General features: G+C 69.2%; 15 protein-coding genes. 5 read left to right on the top strand and 10 right to left on the bottom strand.

The genetic code is table 11. The annotated features are described in order from the left end of the window. Positions 1–38: 38 nt before the first annotated feature. The gene (locus tag ACLIVD_RS05650) at positions 39–803 is read left to right on the top strand and encodes an NRDE family protein (protein ID WP_283330600.1); all 765 of its coding nucleotides are present in this window, start codon (positions 39–41) and stop codon (positions 801–803) included. 33 nt (positions 804–836) lie between these two features. Here the strand turns inward: ACLIVD_RS05650 and ACLIVD_RS05645 are convergent, their stop codons facing one another. The 9 genes from ACLIVD_RS05645 to ACLIVD_RS05605 all read right to left on the bottom strand — a co-directional run bounded on the left by ACLIVD_RS05645 (position 837) and on the right by ACLIVD_RS05605 (position 8,147). After that, positions 837–1,250, bottom strand: coding sequence for an HIT family protein (locus ACLIVD_RS05645; RefSeq protein ID WP_280778775.1), 414 nt, complete (start codon positions 1,248–1,250; stop codon positions 837–839). A 74-nt stretch (positions 1,251–1,324) separates the two neighbouring features. Then, positions 1,325–2,746 (bottom strand): adenylosuccinate lyase, encoded by a 1,422-nt coding sequence (gene purB, locus ACLIVD_RS05640; protein WP_283330598.1) that lies wholly within the window; start codon positions 2,744–2,746, stop codon positions 1,325–1,327. Between the two features lie 22 nt (positions 2,747–2,768). Then, positions 2,769–3,398, bottom strand: coding sequence for a TetR/AcrR family transcriptional regulator (locus ACLIVD_RS05635; protein ID WP_283330597.1), 630 nt, complete (start codon positions 3,396–3,398; stop codon positions 2,769–2,771). A gap of 296 nt (positions 3,399–3,694) precedes the next feature. Continuing rightward, positions 3,695–4,375: a DUF998 domain-containing protein gene (locus ACLIVD_RS05630; RefSeq protein ID WP_491932087.1), complete on the bottom strand. Its 681-nt coding sequence runs from the start codon at positions 4,373–4,375 to the stop codon at positions 3,695–3,697. Positions 4,376–4,467: 92 nt separating this feature from the next. Beyond that, the gene (locus ACLIVD_RS05625; RefSeq protein ID WP_280778780.1) at positions 4,468–5,064 is read right to left on the bottom strand and encodes a PepSY domain-containing protein; all 597 of its coding nucleotides are present in this window, start codon (positions 5,062–5,064) and stop codon (positions 4,468–4,470) included. Positions 5,065–5,171: 107 nt separating this feature from the next. After that, positions 5,172–5,585, bottom strand: coding sequence for a DUF1707 SHOCT-like domain-containing protein (locus ACLIVD_RS05620; protein WP_280778781.1), 414 nt, complete (start codon positions 5,583–5,585; stop codon positions 5,172–5,174). A gap of 56 nt (positions 5,586–5,641) precedes the next feature. Continuing rightward, positions 5,642–5,929, bottom strand: a complete 288-nt coding sequence (locus tag ACLIVD_RS05615) for a PLDc N-terminal domain-containing protein (protein ID WP_491932086.1) — start codon at positions 5,927–5,929, stop codon at positions 5,642–5,644. 101 nt (positions 5,930–6,030) lie between these two features. Beyond that, on the bottom strand, positions 6,031–7,197 hold the full coding sequence (locus tag ACLIVD_RS05610; protein ID WP_491932085.1) for a pyridoxal phosphate-dependent aminotransferase: 1,167 nt from the start codon (positions 7,195–7,197) through the stop codon (positions 6,031–6,033). A 23-nt stretch (positions 7,198–7,220) separates the two neighbouring features. After that, complete coding sequence (locus ACLIVD_RS05605) at positions 7,221–8,147, bottom strand: LysR family transcriptional regulator (protein WP_491932852.1); 927 nt, start codon at positions 8,145–8,147, stop codon at positions 7,221–7,223. A gap of 113 nt (positions 8,148–8,260) precedes the next feature. On the opposite strand from ACLIVD_RS05605, the gene ACLIVD_RS05600 reads away from it, so the two are divergent. Further along, entirely contained in the window at positions 8,261–9,649 is a 1,389-nt protein-coding gene (locus ACLIVD_RS05600; protein ID WP_477952907.1) for an MFS transporter, read from the top strand. After that, the gene (locus ACLIVD_RS05595) at positions 9,646–10,398 is read left to right on the top strand and encodes a 3-hydroxybutyrate dehydrogenase (RefSeq protein ID WP_283353352.1); all 753 of its coding nucleotides are present in this window, start codon (positions 9,646–9,648) and stop codon (positions 10,396–10,398) included. The genes ACLIVD_RS05600 and ACLIVD_RS05595 overlap by 4 nt, the downstream gene beginning before the upstream one ends. 71 nt (positions 10,399–10,469) lie before the next feature. Here the strand turns inward: ACLIVD_RS05595 and purD are convergent, their stop codons facing one another. Beyond that, positions 10,470–11,723: a phosphoribosylamine--glycine ligase gene (gene purD / locus ACLIVD_RS05590; RefSeq protein WP_491932084.1), complete on the bottom strand. Its 1,254-nt coding sequence runs from the start codon at positions 11,721–11,723 to the stop codon at positions 10,470–10,472. A gap of 138 nt (positions 11,724–11,861) precedes the next feature. Between purD and ACLIVD_RS05585 the strand changes: the two genes are divergently transcribed. Both ACLIVD_RS05585 and ACLIVD_RS05580 read left to right on the top strand, forming a co-directional pair. After that, a complete protein-coding gene (locus ACLIVD_RS05585) occupies positions 11,862–12,380 on the top strand; it encodes a serine hydrolase (protein WP_491932083.1) in 519 nt (172 codons plus the stop codon). 35 nt (positions 12,381–12,415) lie between these two features. Then, complete coding sequence (locus tag ACLIVD_RS05580; protein ID WP_283353348.1) at positions 12,416–12,889, top strand: ArsR/SmtB family transcription factor; 474 nt, start codon at positions 12,416–12,418, stop codon at positions 12,887–12,889. Positions 12,890–12,895: the final 6 nt, after the last annotated feature.

Below are 12,895 nucleotides of genomic sequence, written 5' to 3'. Positions count from 1 at the left end.
GCGAGTTCGGATGATCGAGGTGACGAGGAGACGTCTGCATGTGCCTGGTCCTGTTCGCCTGGCATACCCGCCCCGACCTCCCCCTCGTCGTCGCGGCCAACCGCGACGAGTTCTACGCCCGGCCCACCGAACCGCTGAGCAGGTGGGACGACGGGTTCCTCGCGGGCCGCGATCTGCTCGCCGGCGGCACCTGGATGGGAATTGCCGACTCCCAGCGATTCGCGGCCGTCACCAACGTCCGCAACGGCGCCCCCTCGACCGGGGCGCGGTCCCGCGGCGCCCTGCCCGTCGACTACCTCCGCGGCGGGCTGTCACCCGCCGACTACGCCGAACAGGTGGCCGCGACCGGCGCCGAGTACGGCAGTTTCAACCTGCTCGTCGGCGACCCCACGGAACTGTGGTGGGCCACCAACCGGCCCCACGGCAGGCGGCAGCGGGTGGAACCCGGCGTCCACGGCCTGTCCAACGCCGAACTCGACACGCCGTGGCCGAAGGTGACCGGCGGCAAGCAGGCATTCGCCGCCGCCCTCGCAGCCGACGACGGCAGCCCCGAGGCCGACCCAGGGGCATACTTCGACGTGCTCGCCGACAGCGACCCCGCACCGTGGGACTCACTGCCCGACACGGGCATCGAACCCGAACTCGAGCGCGCCCTGTCGTCCCGCTTCATTCACTACGGCGACTACGGGACGCGGGCGTCGACACTGCTGCGGGTCCGGCCGGACGGCACCTTCGACATCACCGAACGACGGTTCGACGAGAACGGCCCCACCGGCGAGGTCCGCTTCCCCGCACGTGAGTGACAAAGTGTGCTCCCGCACGCTTTGCCACTCACGTCAGGTGAGGGAGGAACGGATGACGCCCGCCGTCTGATCGAGCGCGATCCTGCTCGGCGACTTCGGCATTCCGCGCAGCCCGAACCCGTCACCGGCCGTCCGGGGAACGACGTGCAGGTGGACGTGGAAGACCTCCTGGCCGGCGGCGATCCCGTCGGCGAGGAACAAGTTGACGCCCTGGGCACGCATCGGCCCGTGACGCAGCGCGGTCGCGATGCGCTGTCCCACCGCGAACACCGCCGCGCCGTCGCCCGGGTCGAGGTCGGCGAGCCCGCTCGCGTGCCGCTTCGGGACCACCAGCAGGTGTCCGGAGGTCCACGGCCGGATGTCCATGAACGCCATCACGTCGTCGTCCTCGTGCACGACGCTGGCGTCGGATCGGCCCGACACGATCTCGCAGAAAATGCAGTTCACGGGTAGGCACCTCCGGTGCTTGTGCGCCTTTTCGGTAGTCCCCGCTACCAAAAAGGCGCACGGGCGCTACGCGCCTACAGGATCGGGGACGGCTGGTAGGCGGCTGCCTCAGGGTTGGCGTCGACGAGCTTCTGCACCTGCGCGACGACCGTGGCGACCTGCGACTCGGCGGCACCGATGAACGCCTTCTTGTCGGCGAGGGCCTCGTCGAGGGCGGCCCGGTCGAGGGGCAGGCGGTCGTCGGCGGCCAGACGGTCGAGGAGGTCGGGTTCCCTGCCCTCCTCGCGCATCGCCAGCGCGACGGCGACGGCGTGTTCCTTGATGACCTCGTGCGCCGTCTCCCGGCCCACTCCGGCCCGCACCAGGGCCATCAGGACCTTGGTGGTGGCGAGGAACGGCAGGTACCGGGTGAGTTCCTTCTCGATGACGGCGGGGTAGGCGCCGAATTCGGCGAGCACGGTCAGGAACGTCTCGATCAGTCCGTCGATCGCGAAGAACGCGTCCGGCAGCGCGACGCGGCGCACCACCGAGCAGAACACGTCGCCCTCGTTCCACTGCGCGCCCGCGAGCTCGGCGGCCATGGTCGCGTACCCGCGCAGCACGACCTGCAGTCCGTTGACGCGCTCGCAGGAGCGGGTGTTCATCTTGTGCGGCATCGCGGACGAGCCGACCTGGCCGGGCTGGAAGCCCTCGGTGACCAGTTCGTGGCCGGCCATCAGGCGGATGGTGTGCGCGAACGACGACGGCCCGGCCGCCACCTGCACCAGCGCCGACAGCACGTCGTGGTCCAGCGACCGCGGGTACACCTGGCCGACGCTCGTGAACACGTGGGAGAAGCCGAGGTGCTCGGCGACCTTCTGCTCCAGCGCCTCCAGCTTGGACGCGTCGCCGTCGAGGAGGTCGAGCATGTCCTGCGCGGTGCCCATGGGCCCCTTGATGCCGCGCAGCGGGTAGCGGTCGATCAACTCGCGCAGCCGGGTGAGCGCGACGAGCAGTTCGTCGGCGGCGGACGCGAACCGCTTGCCCAGTGTGGTGGCCTGCGCCGCGACGTTGTGCGACCGGCCTGCCATGACGAGGCTGCCGTACTCGGCGGCCCGCTCGGCCAGCCGGGCGGCGACCGCGACACCGTGCGCGTGGACGTGCTCGAGCGACCGCAGGATCTGCAGCTGCTCGACGTTCTCGGTGAGGTCGCGGCTGGTCAGACCCTTGTGAACCTGCTCGTGCCCGGCGAGTGCGTTGAATTCCTCGATGCGGGCCTTCACGTCGTGGCGCGTGACGCGCTCGCGGTCGGCGATGGAGTCGAGGTCCACCTGCTCGAGCACCCGCTCGTAGTCGGCGAGCGCCTCGGCCGGCACGTCGATCCCGAGTTCCGCCTGGGCACGCAGCACGGCGAGCCACAGCTGACGCTCGAGGACGATCTTGTGCTCGGGCGACCACAACTCGACGAGTTCGGGGCTGGCGTAACGGTTGGCAAGGACGTTCGGGATGCGGCTCACGAGTCCTCAGTTTACGGCGGTGCTACAGCTCGACGTGGTCCGGCCGGTCGAGGGCCGGCGCGACGACGTCGACGACGTCGAGCAGCATGGCCCGGGCTAGGGCACGCAGGTCGGGGTCGTGTTCGCCGAGCGCGGTCACCAGAGCTCCGTCGACGACGGCGACGAGCCGCCGGAGCTGCTCCTGCCGGACGTCGCGGTCGGAGCGTCGCAGGGCCTCGGTGAGTATGTCGTCGAGTTGCGCGCGCAACCGCAACTGCACCTCGCGCAGTTCGGGGCGACGCGCGCAGGCCGTGAACCGCTCGTACCGGGAGATCAGCCTCTCGCGGCAGTCCTCACTGATCAGTGCCGGTCCGACGAGTAGCTCGAGGAGGAGGTCGACGGTGGATTCGCGGCCGCGGCGCCGGTGCGTGACGTCGTCGACGCGGCTGCGCATGACCGCGAGATCGCGGTTGCCGTTGCATTCGACGGCCTTCGCGATCAGGTCGTCCAGCGACTCGAAATAGTAGGTGGTCGACGCGAGCGGAAGGTCGGCCCGGGTGGCCACCGAGCGGTGCCGGACAGCATCGAATCCGCCCTCGAGCAGCAGATCGGCGGCAGCCTCGACCAGCGCCTGTCGGCGCCGTTCGCCCTTCGGAGTTGCCGCAGATGACACCAATTCATCCTGCCAGCCGCGGGTGCCGCACCAGGGCAAATTGGACGACAGACCGCGAAGTATGTGGGCGGTGGAGCCCGCCCGCGTAGCGTCGGGACCATGCGGGTGTCGGTGCGGATCGCAGGCGCGGACCGCGGCCGAAACCCTGTCGCGGTCCGAGGTCCTCGAGTTCCCCGGGCTCGGTCACGACGTACTGCAGTCCTCGGATTGTGCCCCGGCCGTCACGGTCGGCTTCCTCGAGAACCCGGCCGGCGGCTACCACACGAGTTGCCTCGCGCGAGTACAGATGCCGGCCTTCACGACCGGATGAGATCCGGGGGCCGGCAGGCGAGGCGACGGAGCCGCAGGGCGATCGTCACCAGCGCGGGGAACGTCACCGCGAGAAGCGTGAACCGCTGGAGAAGTCCGGCGACGTCGTGCAGCGGGGCACCCTCCGGCATCGCGAACCGGCCCAGCATCACGAAGCATCCCAGTCCGAGGACCCCGGCGACCGCGGTGTACCGCGCCAGGCCGCGCCACCGCGGATCGGCGGCGAACCGGCGCGACAGCACCAGCAGCGACAGCGCGCTGCAGGAGAAGAATGTGATCCCCGCGATCACATGGTGGCCGGGGTCGTAGGCGTTCCCGGTCGCGTCCTCACGCAACGGGAACCCGGCGGCGAGGGTCAGCCCCACCGCTGCCGCGCCGAGCAGGGCCGGTCCCGCCCAGCCGAAGCGTGTCGCCGCGATGCCGCGGTGCAGTCCGGCCGCGAAGATCAGCAGTAGCACGGCGAACGCCAGGAAGTTCAGCTGCTGGATCCACCCACTCGGGTCCGCCTCGAGAGCGCTGATCGGGTCGGCGATCGGGCTGTAGTCGTCCCGGAGGACTGCCTCCTGGGCGACGAACCCCGCGGTGAACACCAGCGGTCCCGCTGCGCCCGCACGGGCGGCCCACCGCTGGAAGTCGGAGCGCGACACGAGAACTGACGTGTTGACCATGCCTTCGACGCTAGAGCGACGTCACCACCCGGGCATCGGGAAATTCACCCATCCCGCCCCGGGCGGAACATGGGTCGTTCCACCCACTGCGGTCAGTTGTCGGGAAGGACGGCTCCGGTCGCCGCGTCGACGTTCACGTCGTAATCCCAGCCCTTGGCGTCGCGGATGTGAATGTGCCACACCGCCGTACCATCCCGCTGCTGCTGCTCGGCGTTCGCGACCGTGCCACCCGGGACCGTCGCGACCGCGATCTGCTCCGCCTGCTGCTGGGTGACCACCCCGCCGGCGGGGGGCGCGGGTGCGGGCGTCGCGGTGGTCTCCCTGTTCTGACTGTCGGGCACCACCGCGCCGGTCGCCGCATCGACATTCACGTCGTAGTCGTAGCCCCGTGTGTCGCGGATGTGGACGTGCCACACCGTCTTACCGTCCCGCTGTTGTTCCTCGGAGTTAACGACCGTGCCACCCGGGACCGTCGCGACGGCGATCTGCTCCGCCTGCTGCTTGGTGACCGCGGATGCCACCGCCGTGCCCGTCGTTGTGGGCGCCGTCGTCGTGGCCGTGGCCGACGCCGTGGCACTGGCAGAGGTCGACGAGGTGTCACTGCTGTCGGAACCGCACCCACCCAGCAGCAGCGCGGAGGCCGCAACAACCGGGATCAGGCTCGCACATCGCACAATTCTGGTGGTCATCGTGGCTCCTCGATCGCTCGACGGCGTGGACCTGCCTGTCAGAGTACGGGAGCGACAACCGACCTCGCGGTAGTTTTCCGCAGTTCTCGCCGGTCCGGGTCAGCCCGTCACCACGCCCGGCACGACCGCCTGCCGAAGCCGCGCCGGGCCAGCACGAGCCAGACGATGGGCAGGAAGACGAGCGGGGGGACGCGGACCAGGGCGACCCACAGGATCGCGGCGAGCACGGCCACCACGAACACGAGTGTCCGCAGCGCCGCGGCCTCCCGTCCCGGATCGCGGCGCACGCGATCGGGTTCGGGCACGAAGCGCTGTTTGTCCGGGAGGTCCGCGAAGAGCGGCGTGAGGTCGGCGGCGGTCTTGGCGAGGTACGCCTGGCGGACCCTCGCGTCGAACTCGTCGGTCTCGAGCCGTCCGGCTGCGAAATGTTCGGCGAGTGCCGCCGCGGCTTGCTCCCGTTCCACGGTCCCGATGCGGACTCCGCCGGGAACGGGTGGCTGTGGATGACTGATGTCGCTCATGTCGTCGCCTCAGGGCCGGTGTGTAACACTGTAATCCTAGCCACAGTGTAGGCCTTCTACTCCTGGTCGCGCCCGTGGAAACCTTCCCGGCGCTGCTCCTCCGCCCGTTCCCGGCACCGCCGCACGAACTCGGCTTCCTCCGGGTCGGCGGGCAGCTGACCTCCCTGGTCCCTCTGCGGCCGTCCGACGAGGAGCCACAACACCGAGCCGACGAGCGGAAGCAGCAGCACGATCACCAGCCAGCCCTCCTTCGAGAGGTTCCGGAACTGGTCGTCGTCGGTGGTGATGGCGTCGGCGAAGCACAGGACCCACAACACGAATGCGAACAACGCGATGTACAGCATCGCCGTTCTCCTTGCCTGGCACGCCCGAACACGCAGTGCGCCCAAGTCCATCGAACAACTGCTGCGGCGGCGCCGCAAGAGGCGTGGCCGGGAAACTCCGGCTACAGCCAGCGACCCAGTCGCACCAGCGATTCCCGGACCTCGGCTGTGGATCCGGCGAACGACAGCCGGACCGTCCGGTCGCCGTGGACGGTGTCGAAATCGATGCCCGGGGCCAGCGCCAGACCGGTGTCCTGCAGCAGTCGCGAGCACCATTCCGTCGACGTCGCGCCGTGGGACCCGCCGAGCAGGTGCCCGATGTCGGCGTACACGTAGAACGCGCCGTCGGCGGGCGCCAGGTCGGTGATACCCAGTTCCGGGAGTCCGGTGAGCAGCAGCTCCCGGTTGACGGCGTAGCGCTGGACGTGGCCGTCGAGCTCGGCCCTCGATTCCTCGGTGAACGCGGCGATCGCCGCGTACTGGGAGATGGCGGGCGGGCATACCGTCATGTTCGACGCGAGCCGCTGCAACGGGCGACGCAGCCCCTCGGGCACCAGCATCCAGCCCAGCCGCCAGCCCGTCATCGAGAAGTACTTCGACACCGATCCGACGACGACGGATTCGCGCGACGTCTCCCACGAGCTGGTCATCGCCTGCTCGCCGTATCCGATGCCGTGATAGATCTCGTCGGAGATCAGCAGCGTCCCGTGCTCGTCGCACCAGCGGGCGAGGGCGGCCAATTCGCCGGGGTCGATGACGGTGCCCGTGGGGTTGGCGGGGCTGGCGACGATCAGTCCGGCAGGCGGCTCGGGCAGGGCGTCGAGCATCGCGACCGTCGGCTGGAACCGGGTGTCTGCTCCGCAGTCGATCTCGATGACGGTGCAGCCGAGCGCGGCGAGCGTGTTCCGGTAGGCCGGGTAGCCGGGGCGGGCCACCACGACGGTGTCGCCGACGTCGAACGCGGCGAGGAACAGCAGCGTGAACGCACCCGAGGATCCGGTGGTCACGACGACGTCCTCGGCGTCGACGTCGATACCGGACCTGGCGGAGTGGTATCCGGCGATCGCCTCCCGCAGCGGCAGAATGCCGAACGTCTCGGTGTAGCCGAGCAGGTGTCCGTCGAGCACTTCCCGCGTCGCGCGGAGAACCGGCTGCGGAGCGGGAGTGGACGGCTGTCCCGCTGCGAGCGTCAGCACGTCACCGTGGGTGCGCTGACGTTCGGTGGCGGCCTTCCACACGTCCATCACGTGGAAGGTCTGGATGTTGGACCGCTGGGATTCGGGACGCACCCCTTGACGCTAGCGTGACGCGCTCACTGCCCGGCCAACGCGTCCCGCTGCGCCTCCACCGTCTCCCGGATCGCGCCCACCACCGCCGCGACCTCCGGTCGGCGCAACGACTCGGGTCGCGCCACGAGCCAGTACGCCAGCGTGGCCTCGACCTGCCCGGGCAGCACCCGCACGAGGTCGTCGTGGCGGTCGGCCATGAAGCACGGCAGCAATCCGATGCCCGCCGACGCCCGGGTGGCCTCGACGTGCACGAACACGTTGGTCGACGTCACCGATTCGCGCATCGAGACGGTGAGGCGGCGCGCGAGGTCGAGTTCGTCGACCTGCAGCATCGAGTCGATGAAGTAGACGAGTGAGTGATCGGCCAGATCACCCACCTGCCTCGGGGTGCCGTGTTCGGACAGGTACGCCTTCGCGCCGTACAGGCCGAGGGTGTAGTCGGCCAGCCACAGCGCCTCCGCCCTGTGCACCTGCGGCTTGCCCACGACGATCTCGATGTCGAGCCCCGAGCGATGCTGTGAGGCCCGGCGGGTGATCGCGACGATCTCCACGGACACCTCGGGGTGCCTGCTGCGGATCAGCGCGCCGGCGGGTGCCGCGATGTAGGCGCTGAACCCGTCGGTCGCCGACACCCGGACCACGCCCTGCAGGTGGTCGGCGCGGCCGGGTTCGGCGACGAGTCCGTGGACGGCGGCCTCCACGCGTTCGGCCGCGGTCAGCGCCTGCCGCCCGAGGTCGGTGAGTTCCCACCCGCCCGCGGCCTTCACGAGTACCCGGCCGCCGAGGCTTTTCTCCAGACTCGCGATCCTGCGCGAGATGGTCGTGTGGTTGACGCCCAGGTCGTCGGCGGCGGTGTTGAAGCGGCCGGTCCGCCCCACTGCCAGCAGTACGAGCAGGTCGTCGGCGCTGGGCAGGGCTGTTCCGGAGGTCACTTCTGCATATTTGCACATGCCGCCTGCAGGTTGCGTCATTGTGTGCGCACAAATATGCATCAATACTCGGCAGGACCAATGAACTGTGTCCCCAGTCACAACGGGGTGCGGAGTGTAACGAGGAGCGACAGATGAGCGTCGACGAAACAGCGCACGCGAAGGAAGCCCCGCCGTCCGGGCTGAAGAAGGTGGTCGGCGCGTCCATGGCCGGCACCGTCGTCGAGTGGTACGAGTTCTTCCTCTACGGGACCGCGGCGACGCTCGTGTTCAGCAAGGTCTTCTTCGCGGCCGGCGGCAACGAACTCGACGCGATCATCGCGGCGTTCGTCACGTACGCCGTCGGCTTCGTCGCCCGGCCTCTCGGCGGCATCGTCTTCGGTCACTTCGGCGACAAGTTCGGCCGCAAGCAACTGCTCCAGTTCAGCCTCCTCCTCGTCGGCGCGGCCACGTTCCTGATGGGCTGCCTGCCCACGTACGGCCAGATCGGGTACTGGGCCCCGGCCCTGCTCGTCACTCTCCGCTTCATCCAGGGATTCGCCGTCGGCGGCGAGTGGGGTGGCGCGGTGCTGCTGGTGGCCGAGCACAGCCCGAACAAGTCCCGCGGCTTCTGGTCGTCGTGGCCGCAGGCCGGCGTGCCTGCGGGCAACCTCGTCGCGACCGTCGTCCTGCTGATCCTGACGACGACGCTGTCCGATGCGGCGTTCCTCAGCTGGGGCTGGCGCGTGGCGTTCTGGCTGTCGGCCGTGATCGTCCTCGTCGGCTACTACATCCGCACGAAGGTCACGGACGCCCCGATCTTCATCCAGGCGCAGAAGGAAGCGGAGCACATCAAGGAGACGTCGTTCAGCGTCTTCGAGGTGCTCAGGCGCTACCCCCGCGGCGTGCTGACGGCGATGGGCCTGCGTTTCGGTGAGAACGTCATGTACTACCTGGTGGTCACGTTCTCGATCACCTACCTCAAGGTGGTCGTCCACACGGACACCGCGCAGATCCTCTGGTGGATGCTGATCGCGCATGCGGTGCACTTCGCGGTGATCCCGCTCGTCGGGCGGCTCTCCGACACCATCGGCCGGCGCCCCGTCTACATGATCGGCGCGGTGACCGCGGGCACGTGGGGCTTCTTCGCCTTCCCGATGATGAACAGTGGGCACAACGCCGTCATCCTCGGAGCGATCATCATCGGCCTGGTGTTCCACGCCTTCATGTACGCCGGTCAGCCGGCGATCATGGCCGAGATGTTCCCGACGCGCATGCGGTATTCGGGTGTCTCCCTCGGCTACCAGGTGACGTCGATCGTGGCCGGTTCGCTGGCGCCGATCATCGCGGCCAGCCTGCTCAGCAAGTACGACTCGTCCGTTCCGATTGCGATCTACCTGGCGATCGCGTGCCTCGTCACCGTCGTCGCCGTGATCGTCGCCCGGGAGACCAAGGGCATCTCGCTCGAATCGATCGACGAGGCGGACGCCCAGATCCTGGCGGACGAGAAGGCTGCCGGCGCGAAGAACGGGGTCCCCGCATGACCGAGCAGAACCTGACCGGACGCACCGCCCTCGTCACCGGCGGCGCCAGCGGAATCGGCGCAGCCTGCGCCCGGACGCTCGCCGCACGCGGAGCCCACGTCACGGTCGCCGACCTCGACGACGTGGCCGCCAAGAGCCTCGCCGACGAGATCGACGGAACCGCGTGGCACGTCGACCTCCTCGACGCCGATCCGCTCACCGAGCTGCGACTCGAGACCGACATCCTCGTCAACAACGCCGGGATCCAAACCATCAGCCCCATCGAGGAATTCCGCCCCGAGGACTTCCGGCGCATCCAGACGCTGATGGTCGAGGCGCCGTTCCTGCTGATCCGTGCCGCCCTGCCGCACATGTATTCCACGGGATTCGGGCGCATTATCAACGTGTCGTCCGTGCACGGGCTCCGCGCATCGGCGTTCAAGGCCGCATACGTCACCGCCAAGCACGGACTCGAGGGACTGTCGAAGGTGACGGCGCTCGAGGGCGGCCCGCACGGCGTCACCAGCAACTGCGTCAACCCCGGTTACGTGCTGACACCGTTGGTGCAGAAGCAGATCGCGGATCAGGCACAGGTGCACGGCATCAGCGAGTCCGACGTGATCGAGAAGGTGATGCTCACCGAGAGCGCGATCAAGCGACTGGTCGAACCGGCGGAGGTGGCGTCCCTCGTCGCGTGGCTCGCGTCCGCCGACGCAGGCATGGTCACCGGCGCCTCCTACACGATCGACGGAGGATGGACCGCCCGGTGACGTGACGAAAAAGGCGTGCACCCCCGGTTGTTCCGGGGGTGCACGCCTCTCAGCCGTGGGAGGCCTCGACCTCAGGGAATGGCGATGCGTCCCTCGACAGCGGCCAGTCCGATGTCCTTGCGGAAGTGGCTTCCCGGCAGCTTGATCGCGGAGATCTTGGAGTACGCATCCGCGCGCGCCGCGTCGAGGTCCGCTCCGACTCCGACCACGCTGAGCACGCGTCCGCCGGCGGAGATCACCTGATCGTCGACGAGCTTCGTGCCTGCGTGCAGGACGCCGTCACCGTCGGCGCCGGTGATCACGTCGCCGGTGCGCGGGGTGGCCGGGTAGTGCTCGGCCGCGACCACCACGGTCACCGCCGACCCGTCCTGCCATTCGAGTGGCGCGACCTGATCGAGCGTTCCGGTGGCCGCCGCGTTCAGCAGTTCGCCGAGCGGACTCTTCAGCAGCGCGAGGACCGCCTGCGTCTCGGGGTCGCCGAAGCGGCAGTTGAACTCGACCACGGCGGGGCCGTCCTTGCCGATCGCCAGCCCGGCATACAGTAGGCCGCTGAAGGCGCTGCCCCGGGCGACGAGCTCGGCCGCGACCGGCTTCACGACGTCGTCGACGATCTGCGTCACGGTCTGCTCGGGCAGCCACGGCAGCGGCGTGTAGGCGCCCATGCCGCCGGTGTTGGGTCCGGTGTCGCCGTCGCCGACGCGCTTGTGGTCCTGGGCAGGCAGCAGCGGCACGACGGTCTCGCCGTCGACGACGCAGAACAGCGACACCTCGGGACCGTCGAGGAAGGATTCGAGGAGAACGGGGTGACCGTTCTCGAGCAGTTCGGCCGCGTGATCGCGGGCGGCGTCCCGATCGGTGGTGACCACGACACCCTTGCCTGCCGCGAGGCCGTCGTCCTTGACCACCCAGTTGGGCCCGAAGCGGTCGAGTGCCTCGTCCAGCTTGGCGGGCGAGTCGACGATCTCGCTGTGCGCGGTCTTCACACCGGCGGCGGCCATGACGTCCTTGGCGAACGCCTTGGAACCCTCAATGCGCGCGGCGTCGGCCGACGGGCCGAAGCAGGCGATGCCTGCCGCGCGGACGGCGTCCGCGACACCCAGCACCAGCGGGACCTCGGGGCCGACCACGACGAGGTCGGCGTCGAGCTTCTTCGCGAGGGCGGCCACCGCCTCCCCGGACGCGATGTCGACGGGGTGCTGCTCGGCGATCTTGCCGATCCCGGCGTTGCCGGGCGCGCACATCAGGGCACTGACACCCGGATCGCGAGCGAGGGCGAGAAGGAGGGCATGTTCACGGGCTCCGGAGCCGATAACGAGTACGCGCACGGGTGTCAGCCTACGGGCCGCTCCGAACGGGACGTTCGGAGCGTGCGGTCTCGACAGTCCTACCGGTTCGCGTTACCATACTTCTAGAATTCCGTAATTCCGAATTATCGAATTTCCACAGGTAAAGGGATCTTCTCGATGACCAGCAAACTGGGCGCGCTCACAGCAGCAGCAGTCGTCGGCTCCCACCCCGACGACGTCGCCTTCGTCGTCGACGACGGTCGCGGCCGAACGGTCGAGCACCGCGCCGGCGACACCGTTCCGCTGGCGTCCACGATCAAGGTGGTGCACCTGGCCACCTACGCCCGGGCCGTCGCGTCGGGTGAACTCGACCCGGCCGAGCCGGTACCGCTGTCCGAGTGGGAACGCTGGTACCTCCCGAACACCGACGGCGGCGCCCACCCGAAGGCTCTGCAGCGGCTCGGTGTCACCGAACCCGACGACACCGTCACGCTCGAGCAGATGGTGACCGCGATGATCCAGGAGAGCGACAACGCCGTCCCCGACTATCTACGCGACCGACTCGGCGACGCCGCCGCGCAGGCCGGCTGGGACGACCTCGAGGTCCCCACCCTGAATGGCAGCCCGCCCCGCCCGGGCTGGACGGGCTGGGTTTCAAGGGCGGCAACCTTCCCGGTGTGGTCACCGAGGCGATGACCGATCCCGCTAATGTCGCAGCTAAGTTGTGCCGTGTGAACGACGAGTACGACGCCCGGCTCGCCGACGTCGAGGCGCGCGTCCACGCCCTCGAATCGGCCCGGCCCGCCGAATCCCCGACACCCGACGTCGGCGAGAGCATCGGGCAGATCGGATATCAGGGCACCGTCGACCTGGGCGGCGAGATCCAGTGGACGATCCGCTACGACGCCGGCGCCACCCTCGACCTGTCCCCCACCGCCGTGTCGAACGTGCTCGCCGCGCTGGGACATCCGACCCGCCTCGAGATCGTCCGCACCCTGCTGCGCGGTCCCGCCGGCGCGGCCGAGTTGCAGACCGCGGTCGGGCTGTCCTCGCCCGGTCAGCTCTACCACCACCTGCGCGTCCTCGGCGGGGCACGCATCGTCGAGCAGGAGTCGAGGAACCACTACCGCATCGCGGCGGCGAAGGTGGTGCCGTTGCTGGTCATCACCCTCGCCGCCGCGGATGTCGGGGAACACCCCCTGTGAGTACTT

This window comes from Rhodococcus sp. G6(2025) (assembly GCF_058628105.1).
The sequence above is the reverse complement of the archived record's forward strand: the minus strand, read 5'-3'. Positions and strand labels throughout refer to the sequence as shown.